The sequence below is a fragment of the Duganella sp. GW822-FHT06D06 genome (genome assembly GCF_058799615.1).
Genome location: NZ_JBXALQ010000003.1, coordinates 138,958 through 153,484, shown reverse-complemented (window position 1 = coordinate 153,484; position 14,527 = coordinate 138,958). Strand labels below are relative to the sequence as shown.

Below are 14,527 nucleotides of genomic sequence, written 5' to 3'. Positions count from 1 at the left end.
AAAAAATGAATATGAACGTACAGACTGGCGCAAGACGCGGCAAAGTGTTGTTGGTGGACGACCAGCAGACCAACCTGAGGCTGATGCATCAGATCCTGGCGGGCGACTATGAACTGTTCGTCGCCACCAGTGGCGTGCAGGCGCTGGAGCTGTGCGAACGCAGCGCGCCCGACCTGGTGCTGCTCGATGTCGTCATGCCCGGCCTGGATGGCCTGGAAGTGTGCCGCCGGCTGAAGCAGAACCCGGACACACGCGGCATCGCGGTCATCTTCGTTACCGCCGGCACCACGCCGGACGAGGAAAACGCCTGCTGGGAAGCCGGTGGCGCCGACTTCGTGACCAAGCCGGTCAATCCGCTGACCTTGCGCAACCGGGTGCGCGCCCATTTGCAGCTGAAGCAGCATGTCGACGCGCTGCACGCGCTGGCCTTTGTGGATGGCTTGACCGGCATCGCCAACCGGCGCCACCTGAATGAGCGACTGGACATCGAGTGGCGGCGCTGCCTGCGCAGCGGCATGCCGCTGGCGGCGCTGATGATCGATGTGGACTTTTTCAAGCGTTACAACGACCGCTACGGCCACCAGGCCGGCGACGACTGCCTGAAGCGGGTGGCCGGCGCCCTGTCCTCGGCCATGCAACGGGCGGGCGACCTGGCGGCGCGCTATGGCGGCGAAGAGTTTCTCTGCCTGCTGCCGGAAACCGACGCCGGCGCCGCGCGCGCGCTGGCGGAGCGGGTGGAACAGGCCGTGCGCGGCCTGGCCATCGAGCATCTGGACTCCACCACCGCGCCGGTGGTCACGGTCAGCGTCGGCGTCGCCGTGATGCACCCGGCGGCGGATGACGCCTACGCCACGCTGCTGGAACGGGCGGATGCCGCCTTGTACCAGGCCAAGCAACGGGGCCGCGGCCAGGTCGTCGTGGCGGACCACCGGGACTGACGCCGGCGCAGACTGCCGGCCGTCAAGCCCCGGCCGCCGCGTCGCGCGCGCCGCCGTACAGCTGCTGGCCGCCGCGCGCCGAAGCCTGCAGCGCCGCATCCGAGTTGAGTCGCATCTGCTGTTCATATCCAGCCACGGCCTGCTCCAGCGTCGCCGCGCCCTGCTGCGCCGTGGCGAGTTGCGCGGCCAGCGTGGCGGCGTCGCGCAGCGCGCTATTGCAGCCCAAGCCGCTTGCCGGACTCATCACGTGCAGCGCATCGCCCAGTGCCGTCACCCTGCCCGCAACCGTCGCCAGCGGCGCGCGCGCCTGCCGCACCGGCAGCATGGCCAGCATGGCGGACGGCGTGGCGGCAAATACCGCGCGCAGTCCCGCCGCCCAGTGTGCGCCGACGGTGGCAACGCAGCGTCGCAGGTCCGCCTCATTCGCGGGCAGTTGGACGCCCAGTCCGAAGCGCTCCCGCCGCCCGATCATCGCCCAGTACAGATAGTCGTCGACCGGAGTCAGCGAGGTGGCGCCGGCGAAGTGCATGGCGTCGAGCACCATCGCCAGGCCATCGCCAAACACCACCGTCGTGCCCTGGCGCAGTACCGGCGCGATGGCCGCGCCGTCCAGCGCCGCCTTGCCGTAGATGCAGACCGCGCCGGTGTCGAGCCCCTGGGCCGACGGGAAGCACTGCGCCGCCACGCGCGACTGGCTGCCGTCGGCGCCGACCAGCAGATTGGTCCAGTGGCGGCTGCCATCGGCAAAATCAAAGGACACGCGGCCGTCGTCGTGCCGCTCGAGCTGGCGCAGCTGCTTGCCGAAATGGACGCGCTCGGCGACCCCGCACATCAGCACCTCGCGCAGTGTCTGGCGATGGGCCTTGAGGTCCGGCTCGGCGTCCCATGCGTCGTTCCAGTCCGGCGCGCTGTTGAGCAGGACGTCCAGCGCATGCACCTGCCCAAGATTCTCCGCGCAGCTTGCCTTGAACAACGCATACAACTCGGGCGGCAGGCAAGCGCGCAGCGCCGCCTGGCCGTCGGCATTGATGCGCAGGCGGTAGCCTTGGGGGCGGCTGTCCAGTGCCGCGTCGCGCTCGTACACGTCGAACGGAACGCCTAGCCGCTTCAGCCCTTGTGCGAGGCATAGGCCGCCAGGGCCGGCGCCGATGATGGCGACATGGAATCGATTTTTCTGCATGGATGTCTGTCCTGATGGTTGCGAAGAACGCCAGTATTGGACAAGACGGCCATGCGGTGATAACGTGGTTTGGTCGATAAATAACGAATTTGAGCCATGCCGGAAAATCACAGCGAGCGCCAAGATGGCCCCGAACTGATCGTGCTGTGGGGCGACCCCGGCCAGGATAGCGAGTTTCAACTGGGGACGCGGGAATACGACTGGCACCGCCATTATCGCGGCCAGGTGTTTTGCGTCGAGAGTGGCCTGGTGCATGTGCGGACCGCGACCGGCTCCTGGCTGCTGCCGCCGCTACGCGCCGGCTGGCTGCCGCCGGGCGAGCTGCACAAGGTGAGCGTCACCGGGGCGGGCAGTGGCTGGACCGTGCTGCTGACGCCCGCCGCCAGCGCGCAACTGCCGCCCCACCCCACCGTCATCGGCGTGACCGAGATCATGCGCGCGCTGGTGCGCCAGGCGGCCACGTGGAGCGGGAACGAGGCGCTGTCACCGCCTCGGCAACGCGTGTTGTCGGTGCTGCTGGACGAGTTGCAGCAGCAGCCGCAGGCCGCCTTGCACCTGCCCATGCCGCAGGACCGCCGCCTGCTGCGCATCACCGCCGCGCTCGCCGCCGCGCCGGACGACGGCCGCAGCCTCGCCGCATGGGCCGCCTGGGCCGGCCTGTCGGCGCGCAGCATGAGCCGGCTGTTCCGCAGCGAAACCGGTTGCAGCTTCGGGCAATGGCGGCAGCAATTCCTGCTGTCGATCGCGCTGGAGCGGCTGGCGCAGGGCGAGTCGGTGAACGCCGTGTCCGATGCGCTGGGCTACGCCACGACCAGCAACTTCATCGTCATGTTCAAGCGCCATTTCGGCGCGTCGCCAGGGCGATACTTTCGAAGTTGAGGCCCGGCGAAGTTTTAACGGCGCGCCGCTGCCGCAGGCGGCAGCGTCACCCTTGCCGCCGCCGCGACCCGTGCGCAGCGCTTGCGCCACCAGACCAGCACGCCGGTCACGGACAACATGGCCACGACGACGCCCATCAGCGAAATCAGCACCCGCCCCGGTATGCCGAGGATACGCCCCGAGTGCAGCGGGAACTGGGCCTGGATGAAGATGTCTGCCGCCGTGCCCTTCCACGGCTGGCGGTCGCCCAGCAACGCGCCGCTGCGGCCGTCGTAGTACAGCTGGCGGTGGCCGACGCCGCCGGCGCCATGCTCGTCCTGCGGCGCGAAGAAGGCCACCGAATAGATGCCGTATTCGGGCGAGTACGACAGATTCCCCACCGGTGCGCGCCAGCCGCGCCGCGCCGCTTCCGGTTCGGCCTTGGCCTGCACGTCGGCATAGGTCAGCACGGGCTTCAACGGCTTGGTCGGCCCGGTCGGGGTGCGCACGTCGAACGGCGACGGCGTCACATCCGACACCAGCGACATCACCGGGAAGAACACCTCGCGGTACAGGTTCAGCGAGAACGCCGTGAAGGCGATGATGAACAGCAGCAGCCAGGTCCACAGGCTGAATGCGCGATGCAGGTCGAAATTGAACTTGGTGCTGCCGGCGCCAATACGGATCAGCCACGCCGGCCGCCAGCGTTGCCACCAGCTCTTGGACTGCGGGCCGACCGCCACCACCGCGCGCCGCCGCACCGGCAGCGTGAGATAGAAGCCGACAAAGCTGTCCACCGTCCAGATCATCGCGATCCCGCCCATCAGCCACAGCCCCCACTGCTCGATGCCCCACATCTGCGGAATGTGCAGCGTGTAGTGCAGCTGGTAGAGGAACGATACGAGAGTCTCGCGCGTGATCGGCCAAGCCGCACCCCACTTGCGCGCGCCCAGCTCCACTCCGGTGACCGGATCGACAAACACCTGGTTGTACGGCGCCGGATACAGCGCGCCGGTGGCCGGATTCACGCGCGGCTCCACGTAGAAGGCCAGCGAGTGGCCCGGCTCCGCCGCCATCGGCAGCGACAGCACCTGCATCTGCGGGTGACGCGCCTCCAGCGCCCGCGCCAGTTGCAGCGCCGGCAGCGCCGGGCCCACACCGGATGCGTCGGTCAGGTGTGGGTTGAGCAGTTCATCCAGCTCATGATCCCAGGAGATCACCGCGCCGGTCACGCCGCTGATGAAAAGGAAGCCGGCGATCAGCAGACCGGCCCAGCGATGCAGCAATGTGGCGATTCGACGCATTAGTTTGTAGCCTGTAGAGTTTCAATTGAAGACGCGTCTTCCTGGCCGGCGATGCGGCGCAGCGCACCCATCTCGCCGAGCAGCATCGTCGCGCCCAGTGCGGCGCTCAGGGTGGCGGCGATCGCCATGCTGGCGATCAGTCCGTTCAGCCCCCACAGCGGCGGCAGCAGGAACAGCAACGGTATCAGCAGGTAACCGTGCGGCGCCAACACCAGCCAGGCGGCCTTGCTGCTGCGCTCCGCCGCTTGCAGCGCCACCACCGCCACCATGTGGAAACCGAACAGGCAGAAACTCAGGTGGAACACGCGGCAGGTCGTCACCGCCAGCTGCTGCACGGCCGGATCGCTGGTGAACCAGGTGACGATCCACGGCGCGAACGCGATCACCAGCGCCGAGTAGACGATGGCGAAGCCGCTGCAGATAGCCAGCATCAGGCGTGTCGCTTGCAGGAAGCGCACGTGCTGTCCGCCGCCCCAGCTAAAGCCCAACAAAGCTTGCGCGCCCAGGCAGAAACCCACCAGCGGCAGGCTGCCGCCGGTCAGGATGCGCAGGCCGATCGCCACCGCCGCCACCGCCGTGTCGCCGTAGCTGGCGGCGTTCCGGTAGATCAGCGCGAACGCCACCGCCGCCAGTCCGGTCGACATGGCGGCCGGCACGCCAACCTGCACCACTTGCCACAAGCCGCGCCAGTCGATCCGCACATGGCGCGGCGCCACGTGGATCTTGCCGATACGTTTGTAGAAGTAGACGGCATACGCCAGCAGCGCCGCCAGTGCGGAGATCAGCGTGGCCCATGCCGCGCCGGCCACGCCCATCTCGTAGTGGAAGATCAGGATGGGATCGAGGATCACGTTCAGCGCGAAGGAGCCGATCAAGGTCCACATGCTGAAGCGGGTGTTCCCTTCCGAGATGGCGATGAAGTCGCACAGCATCTGCAGCAGGATCAACGGTGCGCTGTAGCAGAAGATGGTGGCGTAGACGGTCGATGCCGGCATGGCTTCGGCCGTGGTACCCATCGCCGCCAGCAGCATGGGTAGTAGCGGTATCAGCACCGCCGCCATCACGCAGCCGGCCACGCCCAGCAGCACCATGACGGTGCTGGCGGTGCGATTGGCCTGCTGGCCGTCGCCGGCGCCCAGCAGGCGCGCAACGCAGCTGGCCACGCCGACGCCCGCGCCTTCGCCAATGGCGCCGAACACGATCAGCAAGGGGAAGCAGATGCTGATCGCGGCGATGGCGTGCACGCCCAGCTGGCTGACGAAGAACGCATTCGCCAGCTGGTGCATCGCGTTGGCCGACAAGCCGATCACCGCCGGCAGCGCCAAGGTGAACAACAGGCGCTTCAGGTGCGGCGAATTCATGTCCGGCAAAGCGGCGTTGGCGAAACTCATTCCACTTCCTCCATCACGACGTTGTCGGTGCGGGCCGGCCGTTGCGGCTTGGGCGTCAGCTTGTCCACCAGCGACAACGCGATTTCATGCGAGCGTATCGCCAGCACCGATAGCAGCGTGTCGGCCAGGCCGTGCGTGGTCTCGGACGAACCCTGCACGAAGATAGGCGCCTGCACGTGGGCCGGCGTGGCCAGCTGATAGTGGCGGCCGATGGTGAAGCCGTCCAACTCGTGTTCAAGTTCGGCCAGCAGCGAGCGGCTGGTGTCGCGCAGGTAGCCGGTGGCGCTGATCACGCGCTGGTAGCGCTGTTGGCGCGGCTCTTTGGCGCCGGCCTGGGCCAGGCTCAGGGACATGCCATGCTCGTCGCACTGTACCTGCTCGATGGCGCAGGAACTGAGCACCCTCACCCGCTCGTTGCCATCGACGCGCTGGGCGTACAGCATGGCGCTGATGCGCTCTATCAGGTCGCCGTCCACCACCGCGTAGTTCGTGTGGCGGAATTCCGCCAGCAGCGACTGCCGCACCTGCTGCGGTTGGCCGAAGAAGAAGTCGGTGTAGTCCGGGTCGAAGATGTGGTTGATCGACGGGCCATCCTCCGATGGCTTGAGCGTCGAGCCGCGCAGGATCAGGTCCACCTTGGCGTTCGGATAGCGCGACACCAGGTCGAGGAAGATCTCGGCCGCGCTCTGGCCTCCTCCCACCACCGCCAGCGCATGTTCGCCGCTGGTGCTGAGCGGATTGCGTTCGATCTCGCCCAGATAGCGCGACGAATGGATGATGCGCGCATCGTTCTGCTCCGCCAGGCACGCCGGCACGAACGGCCGGCCGCCGGGGGCGAACACCAGGCTGCGGGCGCGGCGCTGGCGCTCGCGGCCCGCCGCGTCGGCGGAATGCACGTGCAGCGCGACCACATCGCGGCCCTTATATTCCGGGACCACGCGGGTGACGCTTTCGCCGTAACGGCTATGGGCGTCGAAATGGCCTGCGGTCCAGCGCAGGTAGTCGTTGAACTCGATCCGGCTCGGGAAGAAGGTCTTCTGGCTGATGAAGGCCTCCAGCCGGTTGTGCTGACGCAGGTAGTTCACGAACGAGTATGGGCTGGTCGGATCGCGCAACGACACCAGGTCCTTCAGGAAGGAGATCTGCATATCGGTGCCGGGCAACAGCATGTCGCCGTGCCAGGTGAAGCGCGGCTGGCGCTCGATGAAGCAATGCGACAGTTCGCGGCCGCGCTCCCGCAGGATCTCGTCCAGCGCGATGGCTAGCGCCAGGTTGGACGGGCCGAAGCCGACGCCGACGATGTCGTATGTTTGTGGTTCAGTGTACATGATCGCTCCTCAGGCTTTCGGGCTTGGATGCCACAATCGGTTGCTGAAGAACTTCTCGCGCATCAGCATCACCAGCGTGGCGCGCTTGTGCGGGAAGTCGAAGTCCTTGATGGCGGCAAAACCGGAGCGTTCCAGGTTGCGCACCTGGCGCTGGTGGCTGGCCGCAGGCTCGCCGACGATGCGCTGGGTGCGCGGCTCGTCCAGGAACATGTAGTGCATCAGCGACGGCAGCCAGGCGCTGATGAACTGCCCGCCCGAACAGGCGGCCTCGCCGACCAGCACATGCCAGCCGCGGTCGTAGTCGTCGGCGGCGTAGTAAGGCCCAAGGCGATTCTCCTGCGACCAATACACTTCCATGTATCCGAACGGCACGCGGTCGAACTCGGCGATCAGCGGCAGCATGTGCGGATCGGCGAGGCGGCCGTTCAGGTAGGCGCGCTGGTAATCGAGGTCGCCTTCCTCCTGGAAGAACTGGGCCACGCGCGGATCGTTCATCCATTTATGCATGGTGTCCAGGTCGTGCTCGACACTGGCGACGCGGAAGGCAATGCTCTGGCCCAGCCAGGGAATAAAGCGCTCGTACACATAACCCTGTGGCTTGGCGGGACGTTGCGGGTGCCAGCGCTCCCCTGTGCGCACGTGATTCTGCGGATAGACGGCCGGCGCCTGCGGCAGCCAAAGCTGCGGCAGTTGCCACAACATCGCCGGCGCCACTGTCAGCGATGGACCGGCCTCGCGGGCCACGCCGCTGCGCAGCAGGTCCGCCTTGATCTCGGGCCACTCGCCGGCATGCAGGTGCAAGGTCGTCAACTCGGTGCGGGATGCGCTGAGCGACTCCAGCGCGGCCAACAAGGCCAGTTGCAGCAGGGCCGGAGGCTGCGGGGCGCCGGATTTGCGGGCAAGCCAGCATTCGTTGCCAAGGTCGACGTCCAGTTGCAGCAGCGGCTGGCCGTTGCGTTGGACCGTCAGCGTGGTGCCGCTGTGTACCACGTCCAGCGCCTGGCCGGACAGGATCGCGCTGCGGAATGGCGCGGTGTTTGCAGTGTCGTTCATGCTTTTTCCTTCGTATAAATCGTATGGAGGAATGGCTGGCACCGTGTTACCACACGTAGCGGGCTGTGAGTTGGGCCTGGCGGCGGGCGGCGTAGTTGCAGCTGCCGTCGGTCGAGCAGTTGCCCAGGTAAGTCTTGTCGGTCAGGTTGCTGACATTGAGCGCGAAGTCCCATTGCCGGTAGCGGTAGCCAAGCATGGCGTCGGCCAGAGTGACGCCGGCGTGCTCGAAGGTGTTGGCGTCGTCGCCGAAGGTAGCGCCGGTGCGGCGCACGCCCGCGCCGGCGCGCCAGCCCTGGCCGAATGTGCGCTCGCCCCATGCGGCCAGGTTCACGCGCGGCACCAGCGACGGACGCTTGCCTTCGTTGCCGTCGTTGTTGCGGGTGATCTTGGCATCGAGTCCGGTGAGTGAGCCGTTGACTTTCCAGTTGTTGTCCAGCCTGGCTTCGGCCTCCAGTTCCAGGCCGCGCACGCGTACTTCGCCGCGCTGGATCTGGGCGCCGATGCCCACGTGATCCGGGTCGGCGGTCAGCACATTGCTCTTGCGCAGATCGAATACCGCTGCGGTGAACAGCGCCGGGCGATCCAGCGGCGCCCATTTAACGCCCAGTTCGACCTGCTTGCCTTTTTCCGGTTCGAAGTTGCGACCGTCGAAGGTCTGGCCCATCACGGGACGGAACGAGGTGGCGTAGCTCAGGTAAGGCGATATGCCGTTCGGCGCCAGCCAGGTCAGGCCCAGGCGGCCGGTGGTGGCGTTGTCCTTCTGGCCGTCTTGCGCGGCGTTGAAGTAGTCGTCGTTGTCGATGCGGCTGCGGTCGCGGCGCAAGCCGGCCGTCAGCAGGTACTGACCGTCGAACTTCATCTGGTTCTGGGCGTAGACGCCGGTCTGGCTCAGGGTGCTGCGCTTGTCTTCGTACTTGTCCGGCACGCCCACCGCCTGGCCGTAGACCGGCGAGATCACGTCCAGCGTTGGCGCCTCGCCCAGGTAGTTCTGCCCTTCCTGCACGGCGCGGCTGTAGTCGACGCCGGCCACGAAAGTGTTGTCGATGCTGCCGAAGCGGCTGTTCCATTCGAGGTTCTGGTCGGCGGCGAATACGCGCGCTTTCTGCTGCGCCGAGAAGTTGGCGCGGTCGATGGTGCGCTCGTCGTCGTGCAGGCCGGTCATATACAGGCTGTGGTAGTCGACCTTCTCGGTCGCGTAGTGCAGGTTCTGGCGTACTTTCCAGGCTGGCGACAAGCGTTTTTCAAACACGTAGCCGACGCTGCGCTGTTCGGTCTTGAAGTGATCGAGTCCGGGCTCGCCGACGAAGCGGCTGGCCGGGATCTGGCCGAATGGGCCGGTCTTCTGGGTGCCGACCGACGGCAAGTAGAAATTCGGCGGCACGTTATCGTTTTGCAGATAGGCGAGCAGCGTGAGTGTGGTGTCGGCGTCGGGATGCCAGGTCAGCGAGGGCGCGAAGTACTGGCGATTGTCCTTGGTGTGGTCGATGGCGCCCTTGGCTTCTCGCGCCAGCATGGTAACGCGGTACAGCCACACGCCCTGCTCGTCCAGCGACCCGCCCACATCGGCGGCGACCTGCTTGCGGTCGTAGCTGCCGTAGCTCACTTCCACTTCGCGCAGCCGGGCCGCGGTCGGGCGTTTGCTGACGGCGTTGACCATGCCGCCCACTTCCGCCTGGCCGTACATGACGGAGCTTGGGCCGCGCAGCACTTCCAGGCTTTCCAGTCCATACGGCTCCAGCGTGAAGCCGGTGAAGCCGCGCGTCGGCAGATTCAGGCCGTCGCGGAACACGCCGTTGGAACCGACTTCGAAGCCACGGATCATGTATTGGTCGAAGCGTGGGTCCACGCCGAAGCTCTCGGTCTGCATGCCGGCCGTGTAGCGCAGCGCTTGCGGTATGCCGGGCGCCTTTTGCGCATCCAGCCGTTCGCGGTTCAACACCGAAATCGATTGCGGTACTTCGACGATGGGCGTATCGCCCTTGCTGCCGGTGCTGCTGCGCTTTGCGACGCCGTCAACCTCGCCCTGGACGACGATGGTGGACAGGGTGGTCTCGGCTTCGGCTGCGCAGGCGCTCAGGTGATAGCCCCCCATCAGCAGGATGGCGCCTGCTACGGCGCGGGCCAATGGCGTGAGGTCTTGCTTGTTCAACTGGTGTCGCATCAGGTAAAGCCTTCTTCAAGTGGATGACTGGTCATTTCGACGCTGCGTGCAAAGCTCTGGTGGAATTGCGGGTCGGCGATGATGCTCAGGTGCGTGCTGCCGGGGATGGGGTGCACGCGCTCGACCTTGCTGGACTGCTTGCGCCAGTCGATCACGTTCATTCCGCGCAGCAGCGAGTCTTCGGCGATCCATGCGTGAATGCGGCAATCGAGCGGCGCCAGCGTGTAGTCGCGGAAGACCAACGCGTTTTCCATCAGCGTCCAGAAAATGTGTTCGCGGCTGCCGATCTCCGGGCCGTCCAACGGCAACGGCTCCGGGCTGTTGTTCACGTAGTGCAGGAACTGGGTGTAGACCGTGGCGTCCATGCGGCCCAGCAGTTGCAGCCAGCGTTTGTGCATGGTGCTGACGGCCAGCCAGGCGTCGATGTCGTTTTGCAGGCTTAGGCGCAGTGACGGTTCCAGCGGCTTCTCGCCGCCGACCGCGAACTCCGCGTCCAGCGCGCAGACGTCCAGCATGCCGACGAAACGCACATCGACGCTGTCGCCCAGCAGGCGCGCCGCTTCGTAGGCCAGGATGCCGCCCCACGACCAGCCCAGCAGCATCACCGGCTGGCCGGCGCTCTCGCTGCGGATATGGTCGGCGTAGCGCGCCGCCAGTGCGGCGACAGCCAGCGGCTCGCCGTCGCCGCCGGACAGCGAGTGGCAGATAAAGCCGGTGGCCGGTTGGTCCGGGCCGAGGTGGTTCACCAGCGCCGTGTACTCCAAGGTGCTGACCAACAGGCCGGGGAAGCAGTACAGCATAGGCTTGCTGCCGCCGCGCTGGAGGCAAACGACCTCGCTGCCCGTCATGTCCTGATCGCTGAGCGCGCGGGCCAGGCTGGCGATGTCCGGGTAGTTGAACAGGTCGACGATGCCGAGACCATGATCCGGCAGCAGTTTGTCGAGCATGGTCAGCACGCGTAGTGCGCTGAGCGAATCGCCGCCCAGCTCGAAAAAGTTATCGGTGGCGCCGATCTGCTGTAGTTGCAGCACTTCCTGCCAGATCGCCACGAGCTTACGTTCGAGATCGGTGGACGGCGCCACCACTTCGCGCCGCTCCTGGGTGGGCAGCGGCAGCGATTTGCGGTCTATCTTTCCGTTCGGCGTCAGTGGCAGGCTGTCGAGCATGACGACGGCGGCCGGCACCATGTAGTCCGGCAGTTGCGCGGCGAGCCGGTGGCGCAGCGTGGCGCCGTCGATCGCCGCGCCCTGCTCGGCCACCGCGTAGCCAACCAGCTTGGCGCCCTGCGGCGTTTGGTGCAGTACTACGACGGCTTCGCGGACCAGGGCCAGCTTGCCCAGCGCCGCTTCAATTTCACCCAGTTCGATGCGGAAACCGCGCACCTTGACCTGGTGATCGAGGCGCCCCAGGTACTCGATGATGCCGTCGGCGCGCCAGCGCACCTGGTCGCCGGTGCGGTACATGCGTCCGCCGTCGGCCGTGAACGGGTCGGGGATGAAACGGTCGGCCGTCGCTGCGGCCTGGCCATGGTAGCCGCGCGCCAGGCACGCGCCGCCGATATGCAGTTCGCCCGCCACGCCGGGCGGCACGGGATTGAGGTCGGCGTCCAGCACATAGGCGTGGCGTGGGCCGACGGCGCGGCCGATCGGTGCAAACGCGCCGTCGAAGCTGGCGTTGGCGGTGGTCTTCCACGCCAGCGGCGAGATCACCGTTTCGGTCGGGCCGTAGCCGTTGATCAGGCACTCGGGCGACAAGGCGCGCTTGAGTTGTTCGAAGGTGGCGCGCGGCATGCCCTCGCCGCCGAAGGACAGCAGACGCAAAGGCGCGGCATCGCTGCGGCCCTCGGCCCATTCGGCCAGCTGCTGCACGTAGCTGGTGGGGAAGCCGGCGTTGTTGACGCGGTATTCGCGCATGGCGGCGTGGGTTTCGGCCGCGCTCCATAATGCGCCGCCGCGCAGCACCACGCAGCCGCCGACGATCAGCGGTACGACCCAGCGCTCATGAGCACCGTCAAAGCTGATCGACAGGAAGTGCAGCTCGCGCGAAGCGGCGCTCATTTCGTACAGTTCCGCCGTGGCCTGGCAGTGCAGCGACAATGGTCCGTGTGCGACCGCCACGCCTTTGGGCCTGCCGGTGGAGCCGGAGGTGTAGATGATGTAAGCCATCTGCTGTGCCGATACGTGCAGGTCCGGCGGGCTGTCCGACAGTTGGGCCAGGTCGAGCGCATCGACCGCGATGGTGGCGCCGTTGGCCAGCGCCGGCAATTGGTCTTGCAGCGAACGTTGGGTCAGCAGGCAAAAGACAGCTGCGTCGTCCAGGATGTATTCGATGCGCTCTTGCGGATAGGCTGGATCGATCGGCACCAGCGCACCGCCGGCCTTGAACACCGCCAGCAAGGTGACGATCATGTCGATGCCCCGCTCCAGCGCCACGCCGACGCGGGTCTCCGCACGCACGCCAATGGCGATCAGATAGTGCGCCAGGCGATTGGCCGCTGCGTGCATGGCCGCGTGGGTCAGCGAGTCGCTGCCGCATACCAGGGCTTCGCCCTGCCCGTGCAGCCCCAGTTGCCGCTCCATCAACTGGTGCACCGGCACCGGCGCGTATGTGGCGGCCGGCCACGGAGCGCTCAACTGAGCCAGCGCTTGCGCGTCGACCAACTGCAGTTGATCGAGCCGCGACTGCGGCGCCGCCAACGCTTGCACCAGTAGCGACAGCAGCCGCTCCAACAGCGCGTTGGCGGTGGCGGCGTCGAACAAGGCAGCGGCATACGATAGGTCCAGCGCATAGCGGCCATCGGCGCGCACGCTGGCACGCAACAGCAGGTCCACGCGCAGGGCTTGGTCTTCGTCGATCCGCAGCGCGATATCGCCCTTCAGAAAGGCGTCATGCCCGCGCCAGGCGTAGGCAACCTGGAACGGCAGCTCGTGTTTCTGAAAACCGTCTGCATTAAGCCGATCCAGCAGCTTATCGAACGGTAGCGCGGCGTGCTCCAGATTGGCGGCATCTTCGGCGCGCACCGCATCCAGCAACGCGGCAAAGCTCATGCCGCTGTCCAGCTCCAGGCCGGAGACGAGGATGTTCTCGAACGGGCCGATGATGCCGTCCAGGGTCGCCGGGCGGCCTGCATTGAACGTCGCCATACGCAGACTGGATTGCATGCAGTGGCGGTACAGCAGGACGGCGAATGCGGCGCGCAGCACCTGCTCAGGACGAGCGCAGCTGCCGGCGCACAAAGATTCCAAGGCGTTGGACAAGTCGCCATCAAGCATAGCACCGACCTGCGCATCGGCATAAGTGCGCGCCGCTGTGCGCGGGCGATCCAGGGCCAGCGCCAATGCTGGCGATCCGTCGGCCAGCTTGGTCATCCAATAGTCGTAGTCGGACGCCAACGCGCCGTCGCCCAGTTGCTCCAGCTGGTGGGCAGCGTGCCGGTGAAAAGCTAGCTTTCCGATTGCCGGCAGCGGCTCGCCGGCGATGCCGCGCAGGAGTTCATCGACCAGTATCGCGACCGAGCTCACGTCGGCGATCATGCGATGCACGGCCAGCACCAAGGTCGCACCATCGAGCCAGGCTTTCAGGCCGGGTTGGCGTTCGAGGTCGAAGTCCTGGTGTTCGGACCAGCGCTGGTAGTCGCCGCTGCGCTCCAGCAGCAACGGCGCCGCGCTGCCAAGGCGCTGTTCGATGTCGCCCCAGGGCAGGCGGTGGAACGTGGTTTGCAGGATGGGATGGCGGGCCTGCAAAGCGGTCAGGCCGTAGGCGATCAGCGCGCGGTCGATGGCTTTCGGCCAGCGCAGCTCGATGCGGATGTGCAGACGCTGCGTGGTCTGGCTCAACTGGCTCAGGAACCACAGGCTGCGCTGGGCCGGCGATACCAGCTCGATGGCAGCGTTGGGCGGCAGTTGCTTACCCATGGCGCAGCTCCCCAGCGGCCAGCGCCAGTTGCAGGCTGTGCTCACGCTGGTCTTGCCAGACCGTGCCGATATGCGCCAGGCACAGCTCGCGGGTGGCGCGGAACCCCGTCGCCTGCCAGCCCGCCGGCACCGGCCGTTGCGCCGGCCACACCGAGTATTGCCGTTCCGCGTTGATGACTACTTCGTAAAGTCGTTCCTGTTGCATGCCCGCTCCCGATCCGCCGGACGCCAGCATGCCGCTGGTGTCAAGCAGTTAAAATTAACAATAGCATAATCAGTGCGAATGATAATGACTATCATTTAGATTTGCAATAGCGATTCGTAATGCCACTGCCAGCCTCAGGGGCATGAGCGCGACTGTCATGGCAGCCGCGCTGAAAACAACGACTGAATTGATTGC

Annotated in this window: 10 protein-coding genes; 2 read left to right on the top strand and 8 right to left on the bottom strand. The window is 66.4% G+C overall.

Annotation, left to right across the window (positions count from 1 at the left end):
* The first annotated feature begins 11 nt into the window (after window positions 1–11).
* Window positions 12–938, top strand: coding sequence for a diguanylate cyclase domain-containing protein (locus tag AC1RMD_RS06895; RefSeq protein WP_492924962.1), 927 nt, complete (start codon window positions 12–14; stop codon window positions 936–938).
* Window positions 939–960: 22 nt separating this feature from the next.
* Here the strand turns inward: AC1RMD_RS06895 and AC1RMD_RS06890 are convergent, their stop codons facing one another.
* A complete protein-coding gene (locus AC1RMD_RS06890; protein ID WP_492924960.1) occupies window positions 961–2,118 on the bottom strand; it encodes an FAD-dependent oxidoreductase in 1,158 nt (385 codons plus the stop codon).
* 96 nt (window positions 2,119–2,214) lie between these two features.
* Between AC1RMD_RS06890 and AC1RMD_RS06885 the strand changes: the two genes are divergently transcribed.
* Window positions 2,215–2,997 carry an AraC family transcriptional regulator gene (locus tag AC1RMD_RS06885; RefSeq protein WP_492924958.1) on the top strand — a complete coding sequence of 261 codons (783 nt, stop codon included), beginning with the start codon at window positions 2,215–2,217 and terminating at the stop codon, window positions 2,995–2,997.
* A gap of 14 nt (window positions 2,998–3,011) precedes the next feature.
* On the opposite strand, the gene AC1RMD_RS06880 is transcribed toward AC1RMD_RS06885, so the two are convergent.
* The 7 genes from AC1RMD_RS06880 to AC1RMD_RS06850 are packed head-to-tail and all read right to left on the bottom strand — an operon-like array spanning window position 3,012 to window position 14,332.
* Window positions 3,012–4,280, bottom strand: coding sequence for a PepSY-associated TM helix domain-containing protein (locus tag AC1RMD_RS06880; protein ID WP_492924956.1), 1,269 nt, complete (start codon window positions 4,278–4,280; stop codon window positions 3,012–3,014).
* Complete coding sequence (locus AC1RMD_RS06875) at window positions 4,280–5,671, bottom strand: MATE family efflux transporter (protein ID WP_492924954.1); 1,392 nt, start codon at window positions 5,669–5,671, stop codon at window positions 4,280–4,282. The genes AC1RMD_RS06880 and AC1RMD_RS06875 overlap by 1 nt, the downstream gene beginning before the upstream one ends.
* Window positions 5,668–6,999, bottom strand: coding sequence for a lysine N(6)-hydroxylase/L-ornithine N(5)-oxygenase family protein (locus tag AC1RMD_RS06870; RefSeq protein ID WP_492924952.1), 1,332 nt, complete (start codon window positions 6,997–6,999; stop codon window positions 5,668–5,670). The genes AC1RMD_RS06875 and AC1RMD_RS06870 overlap by 4 nt, the downstream gene beginning before the upstream one ends.
* 9 nt (window positions 7,000–7,008) lie before the next feature.
* Window positions 7,009–8,052 (bottom strand): GNAT family N-acetyltransferase, encoded by a 1,044-nt coding sequence (locus AC1RMD_RS06865; RefSeq protein WP_492924950.1) that lies wholly within the window; start codon window positions 8,050–8,052, stop codon window positions 7,009–7,011.
* Between the two features lie 46 nt (window positions 8,053–8,098).
* The gene (locus AC1RMD_RS06860) at window positions 8,099–10,213 is read right to left on the bottom strand and encodes a TonB-dependent siderophore receptor (protein ID WP_492924948.1); all 2,115 of its coding nucleotides are present in this window, start codon (window positions 10,211–10,213) and stop codon (window positions 8,099–8,101) included.
* Entirely contained in the window at window positions 10,213–14,127 is a 3,915-nt protein-coding gene (locus AC1RMD_RS06855; RefSeq protein WP_492924946.1) for an amino acid adenylation domain-containing protein, read from the bottom strand. Before AC1RMD_RS06855 ends, AC1RMD_RS06860 begins: the two co-directional genes overlap by 1 nt.
* On the bottom strand, window positions 14,120–14,332 hold the full coding sequence (locus tag AC1RMD_RS06850) for an MbtH family protein (RefSeq protein ID WP_492924944.1): 213 nt from the start codon (window positions 14,330–14,332) through the stop codon (window positions 14,120–14,122). Before AC1RMD_RS06850 ends, AC1RMD_RS06855 begins: the two co-directional genes overlap by 8 nt.
* Between the last annotated feature and the right edge of the window lie 195 nt (window positions 14,333–14,527).

What these genes read in the sequence shown, in the direction of transcription:
- AC1RMD_RS06875 (WP_492924954.1), bottom strand. Translation starts at nt 5,671, where the DNA reads ATGAGTTTCGCCAACGCCGCTTTGCCGGACATGAATTCGCCGCACCTG.
- AC1RMD_RS06885 (WP_492924958.1), top strand. Translation starts at nt 2,215, where the DNA reads ATGCCGGAAAATCACAGCGAGCGCCAAGATGGCCCCGAACTGATCGTG.
- AC1RMD_RS06860 (WP_492924948.1), bottom strand. Translation starts at nt 10,213, where the DNA reads ATGCGACACCAGTTGAACAAGCAAGACCTCACGCCATTGGCCCGCGCC.
- AC1RMD_RS06850 (WP_492924944.1), bottom strand. Translation starts at nt 14,332, where the DNA reads ATGCAACAGGAACGACTTTACGAAGTAGTCATCAACGCGGAACGGCAA.
- AC1RMD_RS06880 (WP_492924956.1), bottom strand. Translation starts at nt 4,280, where the DNA reads ATGCGTCGAATCGCCACATTGCTGCATCGCTGGGCCGGTCTGCTGATC.
- AC1RMD_RS06855 (WP_492924946.1), bottom strand. Translation starts at nt 14,127, where the DNA reads ATGGGTAAGCAACTGCCGCCCAACGCTGCCATCGAGCTGGTATCGCCG.
- AC1RMD_RS06895 (WP_492924962.1), top strand. Translation starts at nt 12, where the DNA reads ATGAACGTACAGACTGGCGCAAGACGCGGCAAAGTGTTGTTGGTGGAC.
- AC1RMD_RS06890 (WP_492924960.1), bottom strand. Translation starts at nt 2,118, where the DNA reads ATGCAGAAAAATCGATTCCATGTCGCCATCATCGGCGCCGGCCCTGGC.
- AC1RMD_RS06865 (WP_492924950.1), bottom strand. Translation starts at nt 8,052, where the DNA reads ATGAACGACACTGCAAACACCGCGCCATTCCGCAGCGCGATCCTGTCC.
- AC1RMD_RS06870 (WP_492924952.1), bottom strand. Translation starts at nt 6,999, where the DNA reads ATGTACACTGAACCACAAACATACGACATCGTCGGCGTCGGCTTCGGC.